Source organism: Anaerococcus ihuae (assembly GCF_928368155.1).
GTDB classification, from domain to species: Bacteria; Bacillota; Clostridia; order Tissierellales; family Peptoniphilaceae; genus Anaerococcus; species Anaerococcus ihuae.
Map to the genome: position 1 here is coordinate 321,809 of NZ_CAKMRU010000001.1, position 24,235 is coordinate 346,043.

The window sequence follows — 24,235 nt, forward strand, 5'->3', positions numbered from 1 at the left end:
GAAAATATGAAAATTTATAAAAGGCTTTTTTCCTATGTGCCTGAAGAAAAACATAATGGATATATAGCAGTTTTTTTATCAGCACTATCTGCATTTCTAATGGTGTACGGATATTCGTTACTGTATAAACTTTTAAGAAGTTCAATTGTTGAAGGGGATTTATTAGTAGCTAGGACTTTGTCCATTCAAGCTGTCTTATATTTGACGATAGGGGCACTAGTTTACTTTTTGTCAAACTTTTTTTCTCATAAACTTGGATTTCACTTAGAAACTAATTTAAGAAAAAAAGGTATAGATGGACTTACAGGAGCAAGTTTTCGCTTTTATGATTTAAACCCATCTGGAATTATAAGAAAAACTATTGATGACAATGCAGCTAAAACTCATACGGCAGTAGCACATATGATACCAGATAACTCTCAAGCTTTTTTAATTCCAGTATTATCTTTAATACTTGCCTTTTCTATTAGTAGCAGAGTGGGATTAGTTATTCTTATACTAACAATAGTAGGGGCTCTTATTTTAAAGAACATGATGGGTGGAGGAGAGTTCATGGAATACTACCAAAAATCCTTAGAAATTTTAAGTGGTGAAACAGTTGAATATGTCAGAGGCATGCAAGTTGTTAAAATATTCGGAGCTACTGTAGAGTCTTTTAAAACTCTTTATAAGGCGATTAAGGATTATTCTAAGTATGCTCTTGATTACTCAATTAGTTCTAAAAAACCTTATGTTCTATATCAATGGATATTTTTTGGAATTATTGCAATTTTGTCTATCCCTTTAGTTTTTACCATAAATAAAGTTAATAATGCTAATTTGCTTATTGTTGAACTATTCATGATTTTGTTTTTAAGTGGAGTAATGATGGTTTCATTTATGAAAATTATGTGGGCTAGTATGAACATCTTTAACGCTAGGTATGCTGTAGATACTTTAGAAGACTTATATAAAAAAATGAATGAAGATAAATTAAGTTATGGAGAGATTAGTGATTTCAAAAACTATAATATAGAGTTTGAAAAAGTGAATTTTTCTTATAATGAAAACAAAGTACTAGAAAATTTATCTTTTAAATTAGAAGAAGGAAAAAAATATGCTTTGGTGGGTCATTCAGGATCAGGTAAATCGACTATTGTAAAGCTATTATCTGGTTTTTACAAAGTAGATAGTGGCAGTATAAAGATTGGAGAGAGACCCTTAGAATCTTATAGTAAGGATGCTCTAATAAACACAATTTCTTTTGTTTTTCAGGATAGCAAACTTTTTAAGACATCTATTTACGAAAATGTTGCTCTTGCTAATAGAAAGGCAAGTAGAGAAGAAGTTATGAAGGCTATGGAACTTGCCGGTTGTAATGTTATTTTAAATAAGTTTCCTGAAAGGGAGAATACCATGATTGGCTCAAAAGGAGTCTATTTATCAGGAGGAGAAAAACAGAGAATTGCTATTGCGAGAGCCATGCTCAAGAAATCTAAAATTGTAATTATGGATGAAGCTAGTGCTTCTATTGATCCAGACAATGAGTATGAGCTTCAAAAGGCCTTTAAAAACCTTATGAAAGATAAAACAGTTATTATGATTGCCCATAGGATGAGTAGTATTCGTTCTGTTGATGAAATTTTAGTTTTAGAGAATGGAGAAATAATTGAAAGAGGCAGTGATCAAGAACTTATTTCAAAAGGTGGAAAATATAAGGAATTATTAGAGCTTTATGACAGTGCAAATCAATGGAGGGTTAAAGATGAGGAAATTTTATAAAAAACGCTTTTGTCTGACTGATAAAGGGGCTAAAGATCTCACTAAATCTACTATATCAAGTTTCTTGGTCTACTGTATTAATATGGTTCCTGCCTTTATTTTAATGATGTTAACAGATGAGCTTCTTTTGAAAAATGTTAAAAGCCCTTATTTATATTTTGGTGTTTCTGTTGTTACATTAGTATTAATGTATGTTTTGTTAGCCAAAGAATATGATGATCTTTATACTACAACTTATGAAGAGAGTGCTAATTTAAGAATAGATATTGCAGAAACTCTATCAAAACTTCCCCTATCCTACTTTTCAAAACATAATTTATCAGATATATCTCAAACGATTATGGCAGATGTGGAAAAAGTAGAACACGCTATGAGTCATTCAATACCTAAAGTAGGAGGAATGGTTTTATTTTTCCCACTAATTGGAATTATGTTAATGATAGGTAATTTTAAGATGGGGCTTGCAGTAATGATCCCAACTATTTTAAGTTTTATACTAATACCTATTGCTAAAAAGTCGCAGGTAAAAGGAAACAAGAAATATCACAAGGTACTTAGAGAAAACTCAGAAAAATTCCAAGAAACCATTGAACTTCAACAAGAAATAAATAGTTTTAACTTATCCGATGAAGTGAGGTCTTCGTTATATATGCAGATGGATGAAAGTGAAAAAATACATCTTAAAGTTGAACAAGGCTCTCTTTTTGTAATGGGTTTATCCTCTGCTCTTGGCTTTGTAAGTATTGCAGTAGTTAGTTTTGTTGGGATTAGCCTTATTCTATCTGGGGAGATTGACATTTTATATCTCTTAGGTTATTTAATGGCTGCCATAAAGATAAAAGATATTTTCGATTTATCAAAAGAAGGATTATTAGAAGTGTTCTATATAGATCCAAGTGTTGAAAGGATTAGGGAGATTAAGGAAACAAAAATTCAAGAGGGTAAAGATGTAGAACTGAATATGTTTGATATAGTCTTTAAAAATGTAGCTTTTTCTTATGATGATAATCAGGTTTTAAAGAACATTAGCTTTACTGCGAAACAGGGAGAGGTAACGGCTCTAGTTGGAGCTTCTGGATCTGGAAAGACAAGTATATTAAGATTAATATCAAGATTATATGATTATGATAAAGGTCAAATTTTAATAGATGGAAAGGATATAAAAAACATTTCCACAGATTCTTTATTTAAGAAAATATCTATTGTTTTTCAAGATGTTACTTTATTTAACTCATCTATATTAGAAAATATTCGTATAGGTAAAAAAGATGCCAGCGATGAAGAAGTTGTAAAGGCAGCTACCCTTGCAAATTGTATGGATTTTATTAATAAACTTCCTAATGGGTTAGATACAGTTATAGGAGAAAATGGGTCAGAGCTTTCTGGTGGTGAAAGACAAAGACTTTCTATAGCTAGAGCCTTTCTGAAGGACGCACCAATACTTATATTAGATGAAATATCAGCAAGTTTAGATGTGGACAATGAAAAGAAAATCCAAGAGTCTTTAAATAATTTAATTAAAGATAAAACTGTTGTAATCATTTCACACAGAATGAAATCCATAGAAAATGCTGACAAGATAGTAGTTCTTGAAAACGGAAGAGTAGAAAGCGAAGGTAAGCATGAAGAGCTTTTACAAAAATCAAAAGTTTACAAGAATTTAATAGAAAAAACAAAAATGGCAGAAGAATTTATTTATTAGGAGGATTAGAATGAATAATAAAAAGTTAAAAGGAAAAGACGTTATTACGATAGGTATATTTACTGCAATATATTTTGCAATCAATTTTGGGTTTATGGTTTTAGGCGGTCTTCATCCATTAATGTGGATACTTATGCCTGGCTTTATAGCTTTGGTTGGATCTATACCATATATGATTATGGTTCAAAAAGTAAAAAAAACAGGAGCAGTCATAATAATGGGAGCTATTGTTGCTATAATATACTATTTAACTGGTCAGTTTAGTTTAATAATAATTGCATCATTAGCAATTGCTAGTATTTTGGCAGAAGTGATAAGATACCTATCAAAGTATGACAGTTATAAATGGAATTCACTTTCATATGCTTTCTTTTCATTAGGTATGATAGGTTCTCCAGCACAAGTATGGATTCTAAAAGATGAATTCATATCAAAAATTCTTAAAATGGGGATGCCAGTAGATTATGTTAATATATTAAAAACTTTTATTAACACACCGATGTTAATTGTATTAATTGTAACACCATTTGTTTTTGGATTATTATCTTGTGGGATTTTAAAATCATTTCTATATAAAAATTTTGAGGCGAGAAATTAAAATGTTCAAGCGATTAAAATTAGATCCTAGAACCTCAATAATATTGCTTTTATTAGTAAATATATTTTTCTTTAAAAGTAGATCGTTGGCAAGTGAATTAATTTTAATGAGCTATTTGTTGATTATTTTGACAGTTTGCGGAAATTTTAAACCGGGATTAAAAGTATATTTAACTTTTATTACTTTTTTAATAATAAATTATTTTGTTTTTCCCCATTCGCCCAAGTGGATTGTAACGACATTTATTGTACCTGTTTCTTATGCAAGGAAGATTTTTCCTTGCATAATGGCAGGAACATTGTTATACAAAACGGTGACCGTAAGAGGAATTGCAGGAGTTTTTAGAAAATTTAAATTCTCAGAAAATTTTATTTTAGCATTTATGATAACTTATAGATATTTTCCCACATTAAGACAAGATATACATTGTGTTAGAGAATCAATGAAGATTAGGGGGATTAGTATGATTAAAAACATGGATATATTTGTTGTACCTATAATAAATTCTGCAATTGATATGTCTGAAGAGTTATCTAAGGCAGCTGTAACACGAGGAGTCGAGAATCCAGGTAGAAAAACAACTATAATTGATTTTAAATTCACTGTTTATGATGTATTAGTTATTTTATTTGTTGTTTTAATTATGGTTATATTTTAGGTGAGTTAGAATGGGTTATGTAAATATAAATGATGTATCTTGTACCTCTAAAACGGGATATAAAATATTAAAAGGGATCAACTTAAATGTTGAAAAAGGCGAATGTATTCTACTTATGGGACTAAGTGGTTCAGGCAAAACGTCATTGACTAAATTAATAAATGGAATTATACCACATTTTGAAGAAGAAACTGATTTTGTTGGTGAAGTTTTAATAGAGGGAGAATCTACTAGAAATATATCACAATATAAAATTTCAGAAAAAGTTGGTTCGATATTTCAAAATCCAAAATCTCAATTTTTTAATTCTGATGTTGAGGGAGAAATTGTATTCGGTCTTGAAAATATGGGAATTGATCCAGAGTTAATAAAAAAAAGCTTTAAAAAAACTATCAATAATTTAAATATAGATAGATTATTAGGTAAAAATGTCATCTCATTGTCGAGTGGGGAAAAACAAATTTTAGCTTTTGCATCTATTTTTGCATTAAACACAGATATTGTCGTATTGGACGAACCATCTTCAAATCTTGATATGGATACAATTGAAACGATAAAAAATAATATTGAAATATTTAAAAAAGAAGGGAAGACAATTATAGTTGCAGAACATCGACTATATTATTTAAAAGACATAATTGATAAAGCATATTATATAGACAAAGGCATAATTAAGGATTGTTTCACACAAGAAGAGATAAAATCATTTAATTCAAAAAAAGAAGATAATCTCAAAATTAGAACCTTATCTACTCCGAAGTTGGAAGTTCTTGAAAAAGAATTTAATAAAAATGATGAGTATTTATGCGAAGATTTATCGTATACAATAAATGGAAATTTCATATTTAAAGATATTAATATTTCTTTGAATAGAGGTGAAGTATTAGGTATAGTTGGGAAAAATGGTATAGGAAAAACAAGTTTATTAAAATGCATTTCAGGACTTATAAAGAAAAATACAGGAAGTGTTTTTTTCAACAATAAACTCTTAAATAATAAAGATAGATTAAAAAACACATATTTTGTAACACAGGACATTAATTCACAATTATTCACTCGAAGCGTAAAAGAAGAATGTGAATTAAATTTACCTGAGGATAAATTAAATCAGGTAGATATAGTTCTAAATAGGCTTGGATTAGATAAATATAAAGATAAGCATCCAATGTCGCTTTCAGGAGGACAAAAACAAAGGTTAACAATTGCCTTAGCTCTACTTTCAAATAAAGAAATCATAATCTTTGATGAGCCTACAAGTGGTTTAGATTTCAAAAATATGATAATTGTATCAGAAGCTATAAAAGATTTGGCGAAAAAATCCAATAAAGTTGTAATTGTTGTTTCGCATGATTATGAGTTTCTAAATACGGTAGCGGATGGAATATATGAAATGATGTAACATCAATAATTAAAATCTTAATTACTGTTTCAATTTTCTTTATTTTACCGAATAATTATTGCCTATTATCAGCAGATTTTTTGTTAGCCCATTGCGTTATGTGATTGAATTCTTTGTTTTAGGTTCAATTGCTGAAAAATTCATAGTTTTGAATTTATATTTTTTTTCAAGGACCACTAACTTTTGATGACTTAGCTTTGAGACAGATTATAGAACATGTAAAATAAGGGAAAATATAATAAATGTACAGAGATATAAATATCGGCAGTCTTCGGACTGCCTTTATTTTTTTTGCTATATTTAAACAGATTGTATAATGACGTCATAAGTCGACTTAGGAAAATGTTGAAGATATTATTTTGTTAGTTCATGATTAGGATATCTGAATATATTTAAATCAAGAAATCTTGATGTTATATAACATATAATGTAATAAGTAGATGATTATATAGAGGCATCAATAGTCTAAATAAGAATACTTAGAAAAATACAATTAAGCTATTGACGTCTAATACTATACGACATATAATATAGACGAGGATACTATATGACATATAGCATAATAAGTTTAAAAGTGAGGTGATTGGGATTGTTTGAAATAGATACTCGAGTTTTAGAGCTATGTGTTTTAATAGCAATTGATAAAGAAGATACATATGGGTACAAGTTGACTCAAGAGTTATCAGATGAATTTAATATTTCAGAATCTACCGTTTATCCAGTATTAAGAAGGTTGCAAAAATCCAATTATCTTGCAACATATAATAAATCCATAAATGGAAGAAATAGACGATATTACACATTAACGGATGATGGAAAAAAAGAATTGGAGAAGCAATTAGAAAGCTGGTCAAAGTATAAAAATACAGTAGATGATTTTATTATGAAAAGTAAGGAGGGTAAAGATGATTAGGAAATCTTTTTTACAAACTTTGGATAAAAAATTAAAGAAATTTGATAATAGGGAAAGAGAAGAGGCAATTCTATTTTATTCAGAGATATTTGATGAAATGAATTTAGCGGATGAAGATCAAATACCAAATCAATATGATGTAAATAAAATTGCTAGGGATTTAAATTTATCTATGAAAATAGATAACTGGGAAGATGAAAATAGTTCGATTAAGAAAATTTTTAAAGGGATACCAATAATTACCTTAAGTATTTTATCACTACCAACAATTTTGGTAGGATTAATAGTATTCTTGGCTTTATTGTTTACAGCTATTTTTTTAATAGCTGCTACTTATTTCACGGTAATCTTATTGGTTATTGTAACAGTAAAAAATTTCTTTTTAGGTGGATTTTCGATAGCAAGTTTATGTTTGCTACTGGGAGTAATACTTTTAGTTATTTCAGCAACAGGGATATTGATTGAAATAATTAACCTAATTGGGAAATTAATAATAAAAAGAATCAAGGAAAGAAATATCAATAGTTAGAAAGGGGTTTTAATATGAAAAAGAAATTATGGATTACCTTGGCATTAGGTATGGTTTTAACTCTTGTCGGATGCAATATGGGAGGAAAACTGAACCTAAAATTATCTGAAGATGAATATTATATTGACAAAAATGGGTTAGATCCTGTAGTGGCATCTAGTTATACAGGAACAGAAACATTTGAAAAAATCAAAGAATTACAAATTGATACAAATATTACAAATATAGAGTTAATATCCAATACAAGTGAAAATTACAATGTAGAGATTGAAAATTTAAAATCAGACTATGTGAGTCCTATAGAGGTCGAAGAAAAAAATGGCGTAATTAGTATCTCTAACAAGCTATTAAAACAAAAACCAATAGGAATACTAGACGAAGAATCATCTAAATTGAAATTGGTAATTGAAGGACCTATCGAAAACATAGATAAGATTTCTATAAATGATAGAGTTGGTTCAATAAGTATTAAGAATGCAACGCTTAAGAATGTAAGCATTAAGGGTAATGCAATCGATATTGATCTTACTGATTCAACGATTAACAAATTAAATCTTGATTTAGAATTATCAGATTTAAGTATGAGCTCTACAAATATTAGTGATAGTAAACTAAATTTAAATAAATCTCGAATATTTGGAGAAAAAAATGAGTTTAAAGGAGATAATATATTGAATTTCTCTATTGTTGAAGGCGAACTTGGTTTAAAAAATTATGATGAGATATTTAATCAAAATACGCCCAATAAAATAAAATTAGAAGGTAAACTAAATAGATTTGAATTTATCAATGAGAGGTGAAAAGTTCATGAAATATATTAAAGCTGAGATTTTTAGAATTTTTCATACAAGAAATTATCTTAAATTTATCTTTGCTATTACATTGATATTACTAGGAAGTATGATTTATTCATCCATAGACTCTAATTCGGAAGAATATTTCGAATCTATGGAAACATTTTTAAAGATTGTTAGTATTATAATTTCAATTTTTTTCAGCGTGACTATTTTTAAGAAAAAAGATATAAAAGTAGAGCTACTATCAATGGGGCTTAGTAGAAAGCATGTATTTGTATGCGACCTTATTACTTTACAAATTTTTACTCTTTTTTCTATAGTAATAATGGGAGGATTGATTTTATTATTCAGTTTATTAAAAAATCTAGTGGGATATGATTACACTGGAGGATCATATATCGGATTTGTCTTTTTCTTGATTAGAATGATAATATTGATGATAAATGTAAACAATGGTGTCATGGGATTAACTTATTTATTGAACAATGTGGCTCTAGGCATTGCAACTTCCTTTGTTATAATTCCATCAGTTTTTCAAATAGGAATGTATATGACTGAAGGAAAAATCTACGATGTATTTAATAACCTTCTTCTTATACAACCATTCAAGCTATTAGATTTAGGATTGGCTACAGAGCAAATTGGAAATAACTTTATGAAGACAGCTGGTATTAGTTTTGTTTTTGTCTTTGTAATTTATCTAATGAGTGGATATGTAAGATTTGGTAGAAAAGAAATCAATTGAGGTGGATTATGGATGCTATAGTTAAAACAGATAATCTTTCAAAAAAATATAGTGATAAATACGCATTAAATAACTGTTCGCTAACAGTGAATAGAGGAGATATCTATGGTATAATTGGTAAAAATGGTGCTGGAAAATCAACACTGATGAAAATTCTCTGTGGAATTACCGAGAAAACTCAAGGTGATTATGAATTGTTTGGAGGAAAGAATCTTTCAGAAGGAAGAAAGAAAATTGGAGCAATTTTGGAAAATCCAACCTTGTTTGGTAATTTGACAGCTAGAGATAATTTGAGATATTTTGCCATTCAAAAAGGCATTACTAATGAGAATACTATAAAGAAATCTTTAGAATTAGTTGGATTAAACTACGATGATGGTAAGGTAGTTAAAAACTATTCAGTTGGTATGAAGCAGAGATTAGCTTTGTCTGTATGTCTTTTAGGAAAACCGGAACTTCTAATTTTAGATGAACCTATTAATGGAATAGATCCTAAAGGTATAGTAGAAATAAGAAGCTTATTAAAAAGACTAAATGAAGAAAATGGAGTTACTATTATTATTTCTAGTCATGTACTTCCAGAATTAGAAAATTTGGTAAATAAAATAGCGATTATTAATGACGGTCAAGTGATAGATAAATTAAGTTTGGATGATTTGTATAGCAGAGATTTTAATTATATAGAAATCTACACTTCAGATATTGGTAGAACTGTAGAAATATTAAAAGAACAGGAAATCTCCAAAATTGATATTCAAAATAGCAGGATTCGAGTTAAAGAAAATATAGAAGACAGTTCAGAGGTTGTTAGTCTATTAGTTAATAATGGCATAAAAGTCTATGAAATTTTTAGAAAAGAAGAGACATTGGAAGAATTTTATTTAAGAAATATAAGCTAATTATTTTATTAGGGGTATAAAGATGATAAAAATATTAAAAAAATATTAAAGAAACAATTATTCTTACATTGTTATATAGTTTTTTTGTTTTAGCTAGTACGGTAGGTGCATTGTTAATAGCTAAAAGTCTTGATTTTTTATTAAAACAGAATTTTTATCAATTTTTATACTATATTTTATTGTCTTTTATTGCTTGGATATCAGGTTTATTCTCAAATTATATTCGTAGAATTAAAGAAGAGACTCTAACACAAAAAATTTGTACTGATCTGAGAAGTGCTGCTATTAAGAAGCTGGTTTCAGAATTTTCAAGTAATTCAATAGCATGTGTAAGTTCGGATGATTATATATTTAATATGAGTATAAGAAACAATATCATTTTGGATAAAAAGTATGACGCTGAACTACTCTATGATGTAATCAAAAGAACAAAAATTGAAGATTTTATAAAAGATTTACCTAGAGGTTTGGAAACAGAACTGAAAAGTAACAATCTTACCCTTTCAGCAGGTCAAATTCAAAGAATTTGTTTAGCAAGAGCATTATACTCAGAAAGGGATTTGATTTTTATAGATGGAGGGACAGCAAATTTGGATATTAAAAATTCAGAATATATAGAGAAAGAATTGTTTTTAGATTCAAATTTAACTGTTGTAATGATTACTCATAGACTAAAGATAATATAGCTATGTTGTCAGATAATATATATACTTTGTAAAAAAATGGGAATGTCAACTTTTATGAGTAATAGTTTATATAAAGAATTGACTTCCCCTAATTTTTTATCTTTCTACTTCCTTTCCATAATAATTTTCATAGTTTTTCCTATACTGAACAAGGTCGGAAAATTGTTCTTTATTTAAAGAATACTCTTGCATGAGGGTGTTCTTTTTTTCTTGCAATTTATCGAGATTTGATAGTATTTCTTTTGTATTTGGAAGCTTTTTATAGTTTTCTAAAATTTCTTTAGCAGCTATTTTGTAGACGGAAAGTTCACTATAATATTCTTCTGCAAATTGCGTATCTTCAGGATTTTCTTTGTGGTATTTATAGATTTCACGATATTTATTTATAGTATTTATATTTTCCATATCTTGTGATAATCTCTTCATCTCAGTTTCAATTTTCTTTATTTTATCTAATAAGTCTTGTCTATCATCAGCAGATTTTTTAATCAGATCATCGAGCTGTGTAATTGAATTTATTCCTTGTTCTCTTAACTTTATTATTGAATCAGCCATAGTTTTGATGTTGTGCTTTCTTGCCCAAACTTCATAACCTTTTGAGGATTGAGCTTTTTTATTAGTAGATATATCAATAACATTTCCTACACGCTTTTTAGTAGGATTAACTTTATTTTTGATAGCTAAATCTATTCTTTCTTTGATTTTTTCCTCAGTATAATCTTCTCCGATAGTCTTAGATCTTGTAAATCTTTGCTTATCTTTATGACGAAAAGCAATGTGTTTACCAAACTTAATTTCATAATCAAGAGATTTCATATTTTCTAAAAACTCTTCCCATGATTTAGACTTATTAATCATTCTATCTATATCAAATTGTAGCTTAGACTTCCAAGAATTACCTTTCTTGTTTTGGTCATATTCATACCAAGATTTACCAGAAGTTTTATATTTTCTTTTGTAAGCTTCATAATATTCATCAATGACTGAAAGCTTATTTTCTTTACATAATTCATCACTTTGATACCTAATTTTATGGTAAGATTTTTTATTAGATTGGTAGCATTTACCAGTCTTATAATTAACATTATTAAAAATAATATGGTTATGGATATGCCCTCTATCTATATGAGTTGCAAGAACAAATTCATAATCTTCTTTTAAAATTTTCTTACATAATTCCATTCCAATTTCGTGAGCTTTTATAGGATCAACCTCTCCTGGTAGAAAAGATTGGATTAAATGTCTAGCCAAAACTGTACCCTTAGTATCATTATCTTCTCGTGTTTTTATAAATTGAATATGGGCAGTAGATGGATGACATTTGAATGAAGATACTAAGATTTTTTCATCAGTTTTTTCACTCTTAGTAATGTAGTCTATTGCCAAATTTAAAGTTGATTTTATAGGATGTATTTTTGTAATTGCCATACTAATCACCAGAACTTTCTTTTGATTTATTAAGAAGTAGGGAATGAATCTGCCATATTTCCCTTGATAATTTTTCTATCTGATTATTCATAGATTCAATTTCATATTTGTAAATAACACCAGTTGTATTAGTAGCTTTTGCAATCTGATTTATATTATTTGTTGCATTTGAAAGTAACCATTGTAGGTTTCTAAATGGTTCTAAATCTACAACGTAGATCTCTTTTTCTAATACGCATTTTCTAAGAAAGTGGGACATAGTTTTGCAGTTTGCAAGTCTCATTTTCTTTTCAAAAACTTCCTTTTCTTCATCTGTTAAATATATTTTTAGTTGATTATTTCTTTTTCTATTATCCATAGTATATCTCCTTATCATAAAATATTGGGGTCTTAGGGCTCTCCCTAACAAGGTAAAATTGATAAAAAAAGAAGCAGTCCATAAAGGTTCTGCTTCATCAATTTTTCGTAAGTGGGTACTCACTTACTGTGCTTGCTATTAAAGTTATAAGCGTTAAGCGTGTATTTAATTATTAATAATTATATCATACTTAAGTATTATTTTCCACTGTGCGTATTGACAAAAAGAAGATGAGTATATATAATGATAACTAAGTTATCATGGTTGGATTTTGTAGTAGGAAGAAGGTGAATGAGTGTTGAGTTTAAGTGGGTATGATGCTACTCATAGCAAAATTTTAGAAAGTGGTATAAAAAACTTTTTAAAAGATGGTTATGAGAAATCTAACTTAAGAAAGATTTGCAAAGAAGCTGGGGTAACTACAGGAGCTTTTTACCGTCATTTTGATGATAAGGAAAATTTGTTTACAAATTTGGTAGAACCTTTTGCAAGTCAGATTCTTGATATTTATAAAAATTATGAAGACAAAAGTCTTAAAACTTATGAATCTGATGAAGAGTTAAGTAAAAATAAGTTATTAGAAATACTGAAAATGAAAGAAGAAGCATCTGTAAAGTCCGTATCTTTCTTTTATGATAATAAAGATATTTTTGAGCTTTTGATTTTTTCTTCATATGGTACAAAATACGAGAACTTTATTGATGAAATTATAGGATTTGAAGATGAAAATCATAAAAAAATTTTAAATCTAATTTATAAGAATGGATATAGGAGCGTTATTACTGATGAGGGACTACATCTTATAAACCATGCTTACATTTATGCACTATCAGAATTAGTAGTACATTCTAATAGTAAGGAAGAAGCAGTTCATAATGCAAAGATTATAGCGGGATTTTTTAATGATGGTTGGAAAAAGATTAGGGGATTATAATCCTTAATTTTTTTAAAAATATGATAACTAAGTTATCTTTTTATGGAGGTGGAAATTTTGAAAAAAGAAAATCAATTTAAAAAACTAATGAAATTGGCGAACAATCATAGGTCAAGTTTAAATCTGTCAGTGCTACTCGCAAGTCTTGGAGTTATTTTTGGAATACTTCCCTTTATAAGTGGAGGAAAAATTGCTGAAGGACTTATATCAAATGATACTGATAAAAATTACTATATCTTATGGTGTTTAACTGGACTACTAGGTTATGCTTTAAAAACTTTATTATATGCATGGTCTCTATCTATTTCCCACAAGGCTACTTTTTCTATACTTGCTGATATTAGGATAAAAATGATAGAGAAACTTCCTAAACTTTCTCTTGGAACAATAAGCGAAACTCCAAGTGGAGCTTTTAAGCAAAAAATAGTTGATCAGGTAGAAAGTATGGAGAGTCCACTTGCTCACATGTTCCCTGAAATGACAGCAAATTTACTAGGTCCTGTTTTTGTATTTTTATATCTTTTATTTGTAGACTGGAGAATGGGACTCTTATCCCTCGTATCATTTCCAATAGGTATGTTTTTTATGGCAAGTGTTTTTAAATCTTATGGAGATAATTTTGCTGGTGCGATGAAAATCGGAGGAGAAATGAATTCTTCTCTTGTAGAATACGTAAATGGGTTAGAAGTGATAAGGTCATATAATCAGACGGATAAAACTTATAAAAAAATCACCGACAAAGTTTATGCTAATGCTAAATATTATTATGACTGGATGACAAAAACTCAATTTGGAATGTCAATGTCAAAAGCAATCACCCCAACTACTCTTCTAGCTATACTTCCATTGGGATATATCTTTTATAAGAATGGATCTTTATCCTTAACAGGATATCTACTTTCCATAATTTTATCCTTTTCCTTACAAGGATTACTAAATACTATGATGAGATTTACAACTATAGGAGCTCAAGTAGGCACTTTAGTAGAAAATGTGGAGTCTGTTCTTAATTCGACTGAGCAAATTCACAGTGAAGAAAAAATTGTTATTAAAAATCATGATATAGAGCTTAATAATGTGAGTTTCGAGTACGAAGATGGTCAAGAAATTTTATCAGATATTTCCTTACAAATAAAAGAAGGAACTAAAAATGCTTTTGTAGGTTTGTCAGGTGGTGGAAAATCTACTATTGCAAAATTAATTGCAGGATTTTGGGATGTAAAGAAGGGTGTGATTAAGATGGGCGATATTCCTTATGAAAACATTCCTTTAGAAGAACTTTATGATCAGGTTTCTTTTGTGTCCCAAGACAACTTTTTATTTGATGATACTATAAGGGAAAATATAAGAATGGGTGACCCTAAGGCGAGCGATAAAGAAGTTGAGGAGATATCAAAAAAAGCTGGCTGTCATGAATTTATATCTCATTTGGAAAATGCATATGAAACTAGGGTTGGAAAACAGGGAGAAAGTCTTTCTGGAGGCGAAAGGCAGCGAATCGTTATAGCTAGAGCAATGCTAAAAAACGCCCCTATAGTTATATTTGATGAAGCAACGGCCTATATGGATCCAGAAAATGAATATTTAATTCAAAATTCTTTAAATGAATTAATTAAAAATAAAACTGTAATCGTGATTGCACACAGATTATATACAATAAAAGATTCGGATAAGATTTTTGTAGTAAATAATGGAAAAATTGAAGACTCTGGTAAGCATGAAGATCTTCTAAATTCTTCAGAGACTTATAAGAAGCTTTGGAAAACAAGTATAGGAAAGGAGGATTAATATGTTAGAAACCTTAAGTAAAATTTGGAGGTTTTCAGCTAAGGAGAAGTCAAACTTAAATAAATCTTTAGTTATATCAGTAATTCATGCATTCTTTTATGTTTTGCAAATGGGAGCCGTTTATTTTATTTTGTTAAGTATTGTAAATAATGGAGAAAAATTAAGAACATCCTTAATGTCTTTTGCTATTATTCTTGCATCTATATTTGGACGAATGATAACAAATTATTACGCACAGTTAAGACAAACTCATGCAGGTTATTTTATGGTTGCAAATGCAAGAATTAAAATGACAGATAAGTTGAAAAAAATTCCAATGGGTTTACTAAATAATTCAAAAATGGAAAATATTTCAGGGATATTAACAACAGGGCTAAGCGAAACAGAAAACACTGTTCCTTCAATTCTCATAACCATGCTTACTGGATTTTTAACAGCCTTTGTTTTTACTATCATGGTTTTTATTTTTGATATTAGAATTGGGATTGTAGTTGCAATAGCAACATTAATATACCTTTATGTTAGTGATAGAATGCAAAAAGTTTCAGCTAAAGTTGCTCCCAAAAGAGCCAATGCCCAAATTAATTTATCTGATAGAGTTTTAGAACATATACAAGCCATGCATGTTATTAAATCATTTAATTTAACGGGTAAGGGAGATAAAAACACAAGAGATGCTATTTTTGAGAGTAAAAAAACTAATTTAGAAGTAGAGAGAAGATTTACTCCTTTTACAATTTTTTCTTCTCTAATTTTAAATGTTGCATCATTTATATTGATGTATTTGGCTATTAGATTTTATTTTGATCAAACTATGAATTTAACAAACTCTTTGATGACATTGATTATGTCTTATATGATATTTTCTCAGATTCAGGAGGCAGGATCTTCAATGTCAGAGCTAAGAATAGTAGCAAGTTCTATTGATAAAGTTGATGATATTATGTCGCTTAGTGAGATGAAATCGAAGTCTGGTCTAAAGTTAACAAGTAAAAGAAATATTGAATTTAATAATGTTTCTTTTTCCTATGGAAATAAAAAAATAATCGATAAGGTATCTTTTAAAATTCCTGAAAAAACTACTGTGGCATTTATAGGACCATCAGGAGCTGGGAAAACAACCCTATCAAAGCTCATTGCTAGATTTTGGGATGTAGATAGTGGAGATATTACAATAGGTGGAGTAAATATAAAAGATATTAGTTTAGAAGAATTGATGGATAATATCTCCATAGTCTTTCAATCAGTATATCTATTTAATGATACTATTGAAAACAATATAAAATTTGGAAATCCTAATGCAAGTCATGAGGAAGTCATAAATGCTGCAAAAAAAGCTGCGTGTCATGATTTTATTATGGCTTTGCCAAAGGGATATGACACAGTAATAGGAGAAGGGGGTGCTAATCTTTCGGGAGGTGAGAAACAAAGAATATCAATAGCAAGAGCAATTATTAAAGATGCACCAATTATAATTTTAGATGAGGCAACTGCAAATGTTGATCCAGAAAATGAGGACAAATTACAAATTGCGATTAACTCATTAATGAAAGAGAAGACGGTGATTATGATAGCCCATAAATTAAATACCATAAAAAACGCTGATCAAATCATCGTCTTAGAAAAGGGTCAAATTGTTCAAAAAGGTGAACATGATGAATTAATTAAAGAAGAAGGTATATATTCTGATTTCATTAAAATCAGAGAAAAAGCTGAAAATTGGAAAATTAAATAAGGAGGAGAAGATGAATTTAAAAAATATTGTAAAAATTGCTGTTTTTTCAGTTATAGGATTTGTGTTAACAATGGGACTTGGTTATGCTACAGGAGCTTTAGGTGTAATGCCTAGTTTATATTTGTCTTGTGCCTTTGCTACGATTGTAGTAGCACCAGTATTTGTAATTTTGGCAAGGAGTGTAAAGGTGAGGGGGACCGCATTTTTATATTTCTTTTTGATAGGACTATTCTACACTCTTATGGGGATGTGGCCTATTATAATTATAAATACCATTGCTGGAATCTTAGCTGAACTTGTAGTGGGAAGTAGTGAAAATTATGATAGAGGCAATAGTAAGGTTGGTCTTGCTTTTGGAGCGGGTATGTTTGTATATTCACTTCATCCTATGATAATTGTGTTTTTCTTTTCAAAATCTAAGGCGATGCTTGAAATGATGGGAGCAGACTACTTTGACTTTTTAAGAAACTTTTACACACCTGCAAATATTGGAATTTGTTTTGTTATTTCCATAATTGCATCAATCATTGGTGCAAAATTTGGATCATATATCTATAATAAGTTTTTTGCCAGTAGGAATAAAAAAAGTGTTCTTGGTTAAAAGTAAAAAAGAGAAAAAGGAAGTAATTAGCCCAATTACTATAATTGGGCTAATTATAATCTTTTCTATAATACTCACAATAGGAGATGAAGCTTTTTATATTACATGTCTACTATTAAGCTTATTATCATTATCCATTTATTCACTAAAGTTAAGTTTTAAATTTACTTTATTTTTGATTGTAATTTTTATTTTAATAAGGATTTTAGAAAATTATTTGGGTGGTGTCTTTATTGGCTCGATATATCTCATGCTTAGAATTATATTTCTTTACGCTCCTATATTTATTATGGCAAGAGTCATGAGTCTATATTCGGCATCTTTTATTGTAGCTTCTTTTACTAATAGAGGAATGCCTACAAGCTTTGGACTTCCTATTGCTTTATTCTTTAGGTTTATACCTGAAATAAAAATAAGGCTCCAAGAAATAAAAGATGGACAAAAGATAAGAGGATTTAAGACTAGTATATTTCACCCAATAAAGACTTTTGAGCTTTATTTTGTGCCTTTACTTTATAAGTGTCTTGAAATAAGCGATGTATTAACCTGTTCAATTATTTTAAAGGGGATTGAAATAGATTGTAAAAAAACATCCATATATAATCTGCAATTTTCAAAATTTGATTATTTTATGTGGGTTAGCACAATTATTATGCTAGGAGCAAGTTTATGGAAAATGTGATTAGTGTTAATATTAAATCTTTTTCTTATGGAGAAAATGAGAATTTAAAAAATATTAAATTTAATATCAAAGATGGAGAGTTTATTTTATTAACAGGTAATTCTGGTTGTGGGAAGAGCACACTAATAAGAATAATTACGGGTCTTTTTCCAAGCTTTTATGAAGGAAAATTAGATGGAGAGGTTGAAATTTTTGGAAGAGATATAAATGAATATAAAAAAGGAGAACTTTCAAAAATTTTATCCATTGTTTTTCAAAATCCCAAAGATCAGTTTTTTTGTACAAATGTTTATGATGAAATTGCCTTAGGGGCAGAAAACTTGGGAATTAAAAGAGATTTGATTATAGAAAAGATAGAGTCTATAAGTAAATTGCTTAAAATAGAAAAACTGCTTGATAAATCTATTTTTTCACTATCAGGAGGAGAAAGACAGAGAGTAGCTATTGCTTCAGCTCTTATTCAAGATAGTAAAATTTTATTTTTTGATGAACCATCTTCTTCTCTAGATTATGATTCTATTGAAAGCTTTAAAGAGATTTTAAAAGAATTAAAATCTATGGGTAAAACCATAATAGTAGCCGAGCATAGACTTTATTATCTAAAAAACTTATTTGATAGACTTGTGTTTATGAAAGGTGCAACAATCAATGAAATTTTTACAAGAGAAAATTTTAACAATAATCTAGCTAAAGAATTAGGACTTAGGACTTTAGAAGAAAGAAACTTAAAAGCTGAAAGAATTTTTTTGAAAAAAGATTCTGTAGAATTTTTTAATAATATATATGTAAGTGTTGGTAAGAAAAGCATTTTAGAAAACATTTCTTTTGATTTAAAGAAGGGAGAAGTTTTAGGAATACTTGGAAAAAATGGATCGGGTAAGACATCTCTATCAAGAATAATAACTGGACTTGTTGGGAAAAATCAAGATACAAGTATAGGTGTACGAGAAAAAGAAAGACTAAAAAATTCTTACCTAGTCCAGCAGGATGTAGATTCTCAAATATTTTTAGATACAGTTGAAAATGAACTCCTGTCTATATCATCTGATAAAGAGGAAATTAAAAAACTTTTAAAGGAAATAAATCTCTGGGATAAAAGAACATCACATCCTCAAAAATTATCAGGAGGTCAGAAACAAAGGCTAGCTGTAATTACTGCTTTTCTATCAAATAGACGAGTAATCATATTAGATGAACCAACATCAGGACTTGATTATAAGAATATGGAAATTATGGCTAAGCTTATAAATGAGTATTCTAAAAAGATTTCAATAGTTATTATAACTCATGATTTGGAATTTCTTTTTAAGTGTTGTAATTCTGCTTTAACTCTAGATAAAAATAATTATGATAGGTTTGTCTTATTTAATAATGAAGAGAAAATATTTGAATTTATTGAGCAAATGTAATATTTCAACTTATCATATATTAAAACAAGGAGAAAATAGACTTAAACATCGAAAGACGATATTTATATAATATATCTGTTAAAAATAATATAGCAAATCCAAAAAGAATCTATATTAAAAATAATTTCGTTCATTTTAGAGGACTAACCATGCCCAAGAGCAGGAGTCCTCCTTTTTTTGTCTGAAAACATAAAGACAAAAAAAGAATGGAGGAAACATAAATGACAAAAGAATATTACCTTTATGTTGGTGGGCAAAAAATCAAAGTAAGCGAGCAGATATACAAAGTCTACTGGCAAGAAAGAGAACATGAAAAATATTTAGAGCAGGTGGACAAGAAAAACCACTTGCTCTTTTTTTCGTCTCTAAATCATGATGGGAATTTTGAAAATAATCTAGAAGATAAAAATGTTGATGTAGAAAAAGTTGTCGCAACACAAATGATGATTGAAGCACTAAGAAATGCTATGTCAAAGTTAAATGAGGAGGAACGGGAAATAATTGAAAGATTATATTTCAATGATGAAACACTTCGTGCAGTAGCAAAGACTCAAAATATATCACATCCTGCTTTAATAAAAAGGCGAGATAAGATTTTAGAAAAACTAAAGAAATTTATAGAAGAAATATAAATTCTGGTTACCAAAGAGGGCAAATTTTCCTTTATAAAGTGAGGGGAGTTTTGTCCTCTTTCTATTTTAAAAGAAATTTAAACAATATTTGAACCATAACAATTAAATAGACCAAGACAAGACATTAATCATTTTTAGAGCGTAATAACCTATCCGCCAAGATCTTTCTGCTGAATAATTCGGCAAAACAAGTACTGCTAAGCTAAAAGCAAGGGAAGAAGAAAGGGAGCGATAAGTAAGAGTTTGAATATAGGGAGGGATACCCTATCCGCTAAGAAGAAAATGAGGATAATGATACTTCTAAGGTTGAAGCCGGCTCATCCTGAACAGAGGCGGAGGTGAGATTCCTATGTTGCTAATCCAAGGCACTTGTCAATGTCAAAAAACTTTAAAAATATTAAAATAAATATTTTAAATATATTATTTGGAGTATTTATGATTAACGAAAATATAAAAGGTGTACGTGTTTCTGAGAAAGCATTTCTAACATTAAAAGAAGCATCTGAATATTTTAATATTGGTCAAGATAAAGTTAGACAATTAACGGATGAAAATGATTGCGATTTTGTATTATTTAATGGAAGTAAGCGTCTTATTAAGAAAAAATTAATGGAAGAATATTTAAATAGACAGTTCTCTATTTAATCTAAAACTATATATAAAACACGCTTAATGCGGTATAATAATTATAGCGTGTCTTTTATCAAAAAAGGAGAATTTTTATGGTAAAAAGACGCAAAGATAGTAAAGGGGTTGTTTTAAAAGACGGTGAATATCAAAGGTCAAATGGCACTTATGAATTTAAGTGGCAAGACAAAATAGGTCGTAGAAAATCTATCTATGCGAAAACTCTAAAAGAATTAAGAGAAAAGGAATTAGATATTTTACGCAATACTATAGATGGAATCAACAACGAAGGAAGTAGCTTGTCTGTAAATGATACTTTTAAGCTATGGACAAAGGTTAAAAGAGGTTTAAAGGATAATACCTTTAAAAATTACATCTATATGTATCAACAATTTGTAGAACCGACTTTTGGTCGCATTAAACTATCTGATATTAAAAGATCTGATGTTAGAAGTTTTTATAACAGATTAAAGGAAGATCAGGGATTGATGGTTTCTACCATAGATTGTGTTCATACTGTCTTACATCAGGTTTTAGAATTAGCAGTGGATGACGAATATATAAGGTTTAATCCATCTGACAATGCTTTGAAAGAATTGAAAGTAGCTTATCGAAATGAATCCCCGAAGAAAAAAGCCATGACAATAGAAGAACAGGTGCTATTTGAAGAATATTTATCTAATAGTGATGAATATAAAAAATGGTATCCAATATTCATTGTTATGCTTTGGACGGGAATGAGAGTTGGAGAAGTCACAGGATTGCAATGGGACGATTTAGATTTTGATAATGGTCTTATAAGTGTAAATAGGACTTTGGTATATTATAGTAAAGGTAAAGGATTAAACAATAGATATGCTATTAATACACCAAAGACAGCATCAGGTAAGCGAAGTATTCCTATGGTTCAAAAAGTAAAAGATGCTTTTCTTATGGAAAGAGAGTTACACAAGACTTTTGGAATCGAATGTTGTGATTCAATCGATGGATTTAAAGACTTTGTATTTTTAAATAGATTCGGAAAGGTTCACAATAATGGAACACTTAATAAAGCTTTAAGAAGAATTGTTAGAGATTGCAATTTAAGTATAATGGATAAAAATAAATCGAGCTCTAATGATATTCTATTAGTTCCACATTTAAGCAATCACATTTTCAGACACACCTTTACTACAAGGCTTAATGAACAAAATATAAATACAAAAGCAATGCAGTCTATTCTAGGTCATTCTGATATTAGTACAACAATGGATATATATGTAGATGCAACAGAAGATTTTAAGATAGAACAGATGGGAGAATTTGAAAAAGCGATGAAATTTGTATTTTAGAATTTACGACAGCTTACGACAAATTTACGACAATTTGCTAGAAATCTATAGGCACTTATAGAGAGTTAGCAAATTGTCGTAAATGGAGGAGTACCATAAAATAGACTTTTATAGAGATTTAGACAATTATCTAAGGTAGAGGGGATTTTCCCAACAATGAAGCCAATTGGAGAAGAGAAAAAAGCAAGTGAGATTAAAGCAAAATCTATTGAAGAAGCAGCAGAAGATTATGATTTTACTAATGTTGTTGTAGAAGATTTATTTGAAGATCAAGTTGACTTTGAAACATTTTCAAAATCAGATTTCAGGGCTGTAAAAGTTTTGGACTGCAAAGAAGTTCCAAAATCAAAAAAATTATTAGAATTTACTCTTGATGATGGAAGCGGAAAGGATAGAACAATTTTATCAGGAATAAAAGCTTATTATAGTGCTGAAGAATTAGTAGGAAAAACACTTCTTGCTATTACAAACCTTCCACCAAGAAAAATGATGGGAATAAATTCAGAAGGAATGATTTTATCAGCAATTCATGAAAAAGACGGCGAAGAGCAATTAAATCTAATAATATTAAAAAATAATATCCCAGCAGGGGCTAAGATATATTAATAAAATTATTAAAAGGTTGATAGTAATCAGCCTTTTTTTGTTGGAAAATTTAAATACTGATAATTTTTTCTTGCAAAAAGCTATTAATAAGTATCTATGATATAATTAATTCTATAGAAACTTAGAGTTTTAAAAAATCGGAGAAATTTATGAGAACTTATGGAAATAGAGAAGAGTTGAAAGCTGAAATCAATAAGAAATTTGAAAAATATATTTCGGAATTTGATGATATTCCAGAAAATTTGAAAGATAAAAGAGTTGAAGAAGTTGATAGAACTCCAGCTGAAAACCTTGCTTATCAAGTTGGGTGGACAAGTTTAGTTATAAAGTGGGAAGAGGATGAAAAAAATGGTCTTGAAGTTAAAACTCCATTAGAAGGTTTTAAATGGAATAATCTTGGAGATTTATATCAATATTTTACTGAAACTTATGCTCATTTATCACTAAAAGAATTAAAGGAAAAATTAAGAGAAAATATTGAATCAATATATATAATGATTGATTCATTAAGTGATGATGAATTATTTAAACCACATATGAGAAAATGGGCAGATGATGCAACAAAAACGGCAGTTTGGGAAGTATATAAATTTATTCATATAAATACGGTTGCACCTTTTGGAACTTTTAGGACAAAAATTAGGAAATGGAAAAAAATAGCTCTATAATATTTTTTATAAAATAATAGAAAATAGAATCTATTTTGAAAATGTAGGGAAAATATAGCAGAAAGGATAATTTATGATTAAAAATATTATATTCGATCTTGATGGAACTATTTCAAAGTCCGCCCCTGGAATTTTGAATGCTTTCGAATATGCATTGGAAAAAATGGGAAAAACATATTCCAGAGATGATTTGTATAAATACATTGGCCCTCCTTTGAGAGATTCTTTTGTAAAAGAATTGGGAGAGGACTTGGCAGATCAAGGAGTAGATTTTTATAGGGAGTATTATTTTAACAAAGGACTTTTTGAAACCGAAATTTATGATGGAATCAAAGATTTAATGGAAAATTTAAATTCAGGAAGCTATAAAATTTATCTTGCCACAAGCAAGGGTGAAGATTCTTCTAAAAAAATTCTTGATTATTTTGGGATTTTGGATTATTTTTCCTATGTTTCTGGATCAGAAAATAATAAAAATACCAAGAAAAAAGTTATTGACCATCTTTTAAAAGAAAATAATTTAAAATCTTCAGAGTCTATAATGATAGGTGATAGGTCTTATGACATTGAAGCGGCGAATAATCTTGAGATAAAAACTATAGCTGTAACTTATGGTTATGGAAACAAAGAAGAATTTGAAAAAGCTAGTTTTATAGCAAATTCTCCTTATGAAATTATAAATATTATAGAAAAATTAAAGTAAGAATCTTGGACTGTTGCAAAGTGATTAATTTATATTTTTGTAACAG

25 protein-coding genes are annotated in these 24,235 nt (G+C 28.8%); 23 read left to right on the forward strand and 2 right to left on the reverse strand.

Annotated elements, in window-relative coordinates; all coding sequences use genetic code 11:
• The first annotated feature begins 6 nt into the window (after window positions 1–6).
• The 11 genes from L6653_RS01445 to L6653_RS01495 all read left to right on the forward strand — a co-directional run bounded on the left by L6653_RS01445 (window position 7) and on the right by L6653_RS01495 (window position 10,687).
• Window positions 7–1,761, forward strand: coding sequence for an ABC transporter ATP-binding protein (locus L6653_RS01445; protein WP_236785152.1), 1,755 nt, complete (start codon window positions 7–9; stop codon window positions 1,759–1,761).
• A complete protein-coding gene (locus L6653_RS01450; protein ID WP_236785154.1) occupies window positions 1,745–3,463 on the forward strand; it encodes an ABC transporter ATP-binding protein in 1,719 nt (572 codons plus the stop codon). Before L6653_RS01445 ends, L6653_RS01450 begins: the two co-directional genes overlap by 17 nt.
• A 10-nt stretch (window positions 3,464–3,473) precedes the next feature.
• Complete coding sequence (locus tag L6653_RS01455; protein WP_236785155.1) at window positions 3,474–4,061, forward strand: MptD family putative ECF transporter S component; 588 nt, start codon at window positions 3,474–3,476, stop codon at window positions 4,059–4,061.
• 1 nt (window position 4,062) lies between these two features.
• Window positions 4,063–4,719, forward strand: coding sequence for an energy-coupling factor transporter transmembrane component T (locus L6653_RS01460; protein WP_236785157.1), 657 nt, complete (start codon window positions 4,063–4,065; stop codon window positions 4,717–4,719).
• Between the two features lie 10 nt (window positions 4,720–4,729).
• A complete protein-coding gene (locus tag L6653_RS01465) occupies window positions 4,730–6,118 on the forward strand; it encodes an ABC transporter ATP-binding protein (protein WP_236785159.1) in 1,389 nt (462 codons plus the stop codon).
• A gap of 589 nt (window positions 6,119–6,707) precedes the next feature.
• Window positions 6,708–7,031 carry a PadR family transcriptional regulator gene (locus tag L6653_RS01470; protein WP_236785161.1) on the forward strand — a complete coding sequence of 108 codons (324 nt, stop codon included), beginning with the start codon at window positions 6,708–6,710 and terminating at the stop codon, window positions 7,029–7,031.
• On the forward strand, window positions 7,024–7,560 hold the full coding sequence (locus L6653_RS01475; RefSeq protein ID WP_236785163.1) for a DUF1700 domain-containing protein: 537 nt from the start codon (window positions 7,024–7,026) through the stop codon (window positions 7,558–7,560). The genes L6653_RS01470 and L6653_RS01475 overlap by 8 nt, the downstream gene beginning before the upstream one ends.
• Window positions 7,561–7,574: 14 nt before the next feature.
• Entirely contained in the window at window positions 7,575–8,360 is a 786-nt protein-coding gene (locus tag L6653_RS01480; RefSeq protein ID WP_236785165.1) for a DUF4097 family beta strand repeat-containing protein, read from the forward strand.
• A gap of 7 nt (window positions 8,361–8,367) precedes the next feature.
• A complete protein-coding gene (locus L6653_RS01485) occupies window positions 8,368–9,102 on the forward strand; it encodes a hypothetical protein (RefSeq protein WP_236785167.1) in 735 nt (244 codons plus the stop codon).
• 8 nt (window positions 9,103–9,110) lie between these two features.
• Window positions 9,111–10,001, forward strand: coding sequence for an ABC transporter ATP-binding protein (locus L6653_RS01490; RefSeq protein WP_236785169.1), 891 nt, complete (start codon window positions 9,111–9,113; stop codon window positions 9,999–10,001).
• A 110-nt stretch (window positions 10,002–10,111) separates the two neighbouring features.
• On the forward strand, window positions 10,112–10,687 hold the full coding sequence (locus tag L6653_RS01495) for an ATP-binding cassette domain-containing protein (protein ID WP_236785170.1): 576 nt from the start codon (window positions 10,112–10,114) through the stop codon (window positions 10,685–10,687).
• Between the two features lie 96 nt (window positions 10,688–10,783).
• Here the strand turns inward: L6653_RS01495 and L6653_RS01500 are convergent, their stop codons facing one another.
• Window positions 10,784–12,115, reverse strand: coding sequence for a relaxase/mobilization nuclease domain-containing protein (locus tag L6653_RS01500; RefSeq protein ID WP_236785171.1), 1,332 nt, complete (start codon window positions 12,113–12,115; stop codon window positions 10,784–10,786).
• A gap of 1 nt (window position 12,116) precedes the next feature.
• Complete coding sequence (locus L6653_RS01505) at window positions 12,117–12,473, reverse strand: plasmid mobilization protein (protein ID WP_110058796.1); 357 nt, start codon at window positions 12,471–12,473, stop codon at window positions 12,117–12,119.
• Window positions 12,474–12,768: 295 nt separating this feature from the next.
• Between L6653_RS01505 and L6653_RS01510 the strand changes: the two genes are divergently transcribed.
• From L6653_RS01510 to L6653_RS01565, 12 genes are all read left to right on the forward strand, one after another.
• The gene (locus tag L6653_RS01510; RefSeq protein WP_019118521.1) at window positions 12,769–13,407 is read left to right on the forward strand and encodes a TetR/AcrR family transcriptional regulator; all 639 of its coding nucleotides are present in this window, start codon (window positions 12,769–12,771) and stop codon (window positions 13,405–13,407) included.
• 57 nt (window positions 13,408–13,464) lie between these two features.
• Window positions 13,465–15,195: an ABC transporter ATP-binding protein gene (locus tag L6653_RS01515; RefSeq protein WP_019118520.1), complete on the forward strand. Its 1,731-nt coding sequence runs from the start codon at window positions 13,465–13,467 to the stop codon at window positions 15,193–15,195.
• Window position 15,196: 1 nt separating this feature from the next.
• Window positions 15,197–16,930 carry an ABC transporter ATP-binding protein gene (locus L6653_RS01520; RefSeq protein WP_236785173.1) on the forward strand — a complete coding sequence of 578 codons (1,734 nt, stop codon included), beginning with the start codon at window positions 15,197–15,199 and terminating at the stop codon, window positions 16,928–16,930.
• A gap of 10 nt (window positions 16,931–16,940) precedes the next feature.
• Complete coding sequence (locus L6653_RS01525) at window positions 16,941–17,531, forward strand: MptD family putative ECF transporter S component (RefSeq protein WP_236785175.1); 591 nt, start codon at window positions 16,941–16,943, stop codon at window positions 17,529–17,531.
• Window positions 17,518–18,213, forward strand: a complete 696-nt coding sequence (locus L6653_RS01530) for an energy-coupling factor transporter transmembrane component T family protein (protein WP_236785177.1) — start codon at window positions 17,518–17,520, stop codon at window positions 18,211–18,213. Before L6653_RS01525 ends, L6653_RS01530 begins: the two co-directional genes overlap by 14 nt.
• Window positions 18,201–19,622, forward strand: coding sequence for an ABC transporter ATP-binding protein (locus tag L6653_RS01535; RefSeq protein ID WP_236785179.1), 1,422 nt, complete (start codon window positions 18,201–18,203; stop codon window positions 19,620–19,622). The genes L6653_RS01530 and L6653_RS01535 overlap by 13 nt, the downstream gene beginning before the upstream one ends.
• Before the next feature lie 221 nt (window positions 19,623–19,843).
• Window positions 19,844–20,254: a sigma factor-like helix-turn-helix DNA-binding protein gene (locus tag L6653_RS01540; RefSeq protein ID WP_236785181.1), complete on the forward strand. Its 411-nt coding sequence runs from the start codon at window positions 19,844–19,846 to the stop codon at window positions 20,252–20,254.
• 435 nt (window positions 20,255–20,689) lie between these two features.
• Window positions 20,690–20,899, forward strand: a complete 210-nt coding sequence (locus L6653_RS01545) for an excisionase (protein ID WP_009345237.1) — start codon at window positions 20,690–20,692, stop codon at window positions 20,897–20,899.
• Between the two features lie 77 nt (window positions 20,900–20,976).
• Window positions 20,977–22,212: a site-specific integrase gene (locus tag L6653_RS01550; RefSeq protein ID WP_236785183.1), complete on the forward strand. Its 1,236-nt coding sequence runs from the start codon at window positions 20,977–20,979 to the stop codon at window positions 22,210–22,212.
• Between the two features lie 156 nt (window positions 22,213–22,368).
• Window positions 22,369–22,818, forward strand: coding sequence for a methionine--tRNA ligase subunit beta (metG, locus tag L6653_RS01555; RefSeq protein WP_236785185.1), 450 nt, complete (start codon window positions 22,369–22,371; stop codon window positions 22,816–22,818).
• Window positions 22,819–22,967: 149 nt separating this feature from the next.
• Entirely contained in the window at window positions 22,968–23,486 is a 519-nt protein-coding gene (locus L6653_RS01560; RefSeq protein ID WP_236785186.1) for a ClbS/DfsB family four-helix bundle protein, read from the forward strand.
• Window positions 23,487–23,559: 73 nt separating this feature from the next.
• Entirely contained in the window at window positions 23,560–24,189 is a 630-nt protein-coding gene (locus L6653_RS01565; protein ID WP_236785188.1) for an HAD-IA family hydrolase, read from the forward strand.
• Window positions 24,190–24,235 lie beyond the last annotated feature (46 nt).

What these genes read in the sequence shown, in the direction of transcription:
- L6653_RS01535 (WP_236785179.1), top strand. Translation starts at nt 18,201, where the DNA reads ATGGAAAATGTGATTAGTGTTAATATTAAATCTTTTTCTTATGGAGAA.
- L6653_RS01480 (WP_236785165.1), top strand. Translation starts at nt 7,575, where the DNA reads ATGAAAAAGAAATTATGGATTACCTTGGCATTAGGTATGGTTTTAACT.
- L6653_RS01460 (WP_236785157.1), top strand. Translation starts at nt 4,063, where the DNA reads ATGTTCAAGCGATTAAAATTAGATCCTAGAACCTCAATAATATTGCTT.
- L6653_RS01520 (WP_236785173.1), top strand. Translation starts at nt 15,197, where the DNA reads ATGTTAGAAACCTTAAGTAAAATTTGGAGGTTTTCAGCTAAGGAGAAG.
- L6653_RS01540 (WP_236785181.1), top strand. Translation starts at nt 19,844, where the DNA reads ATGACAAAAGAATATTACCTTTATGTTGGTGGGCAAAAAATCAAAGTA.
- metG (WP_236785185.1), top strand. Translation starts at nt 22,369, where the DNA reads ATGAAGCCAATTGGAGAAGAGAAAAAAGCAAGTGAGATTAAAGCAAAA.
- L6653_RS01455 (WP_236785155.1), top strand. Translation starts at nt 3,474, where the DNA reads ATGAATAATAAAAAGTTAAAAGGAAAAGACGTTATTACGATAGGTATA.
- L6653_RS01560 (WP_236785186.1), top strand. Translation starts at nt 22,968, where the DNA reads ATGAGAACTTATGGAAATAGAGAAGAGTTGAAAGCTGAAATCAATAAG.
- L6653_RS01490 (WP_236785169.1), top strand. Translation starts at nt 9,111, where the DNA reads ATGGATGCTATAGTTAAAACAGATAATCTTTCAAAAAAATATAGTGAT.
- L6653_RS01550 (WP_236785183.1), top strand. Translation starts at nt 20,977, where the DNA reads ATGGTAAAAAGACGCAAAGATAGTAAAGGGGTTGTTTTAAAAGACGGT.
- L6653_RS01565 (WP_236785188.1), top strand. Translation starts at nt 23,560, where the DNA reads ATGATTAAAAATATTATATTCGATCTTGATGGAACTATTTCAAAGTCC.
- L6653_RS01500 (WP_236785171.1), bottom strand. Translation starts at nt 12,115, where the DNA reads ATGGCAATTACAAAAATACATCCTATAAAATCAACTTTAAATTTGGCA.
- L6653_RS01465 (WP_236785159.1), top strand. Translation starts at nt 4,730, where the DNA reads ATGGGTTATGTAAATATAAATGATGTATCTTGTACCTCTAAAACGGGA.
- L6653_RS01545 (WP_009345237.1), top strand. Translation starts at nt 20,690, where the DNA reads ATGATTAACGAAAATATAAAAGGTGTACGTGTTTCTGAGAAAGCATTT.
- L6653_RS01475 (WP_236785163.1), top strand. Translation starts at nt 7,024, where the DNA reads ATGATTAGGAAATCTTTTTTACAAACTTTGGATAAAAAATTAAAGAAA.
- L6653_RS01525 (WP_236785175.1), top strand. Translation starts at nt 16,941, where the DNA reads ATGAATTTAAAAAATATTGTAAAAATTGCTGTTTTTTCAGTTATAGGA.
- L6653_RS01445 (WP_236785152.1), top strand. Translation starts at nt 7, where the DNA reads ATGAAAATTTATAAAAGGCTTTTTTCCTATGTGCCTGAAGAAAAACAT.
- L6653_RS01450 (WP_236785154.1), top strand. Translation starts at nt 1,745, where the DNA reads ATGAGGAAATTTTATAAAAAACGCTTTTGTCTGACTGATAAAGGGGCT.
- L6653_RS01505 (WP_110058796.1), bottom strand. Translation starts at nt 12,473, where the DNA reads ATGGATAATAGAAAAAGAAATAATCAACTAAAAATATATTTAACAGAT.
- L6653_RS01485 (WP_236785167.1), top strand. Translation starts at nt 8,368, where the DNA reads ATGAAATATATTAAAGCTGAGATTTTTAGAATTTTTCATACAAGAAAT.